General features: G+C 65.4%; 1 protein-coding gene. It reads left to right on the forward strand.

Annotated elements, in window-relative coordinates:
• Positions 1 to 269, forward strand: a 269-nt coding sequence (locus NDO48_RS29255) for a hypothetical protein (RefSeq protein WP_267322924.1), incomplete at both ends; no start/stop codon positions are given.

Below are 269 nucleotides of genomic sequence, written 5' to 3' on the forward strand. Positions count from 1 at the left end.
GCGATCGTCCACGCCGCCGCTCCCGTGGCCAGCGTCGTCGCAGCAACCGTCGTGAGCGTCAACGTGATGCCAACGGCAACGAAATCGAAGGCTCGGAAGAGACCGGCGAAGCTACCGCGACTGGCGAACCGACTGGTACCGAACTGGCTGCCGGCCTGGCCGTGACCGCTGCTGTTGCCAGCTCGGTCATCAGCGCACCTGCTGAAGCCCAGGCCAACGAGCAAGCTGAAGCCGCTACCGCCGCCATCCAGGAAACCCCTGTTGTAGAG

It is taken from the genome of Aminobacter sp. MET-1, assembly GCF_026521175.1.
In the GTDB taxonomy this organism is placed as follows: domain Bacteria; phylum Pseudomonadota; class Alphaproteobacteria; order Rhizobiales; family Rhizobiaceae; genus Aminobacter.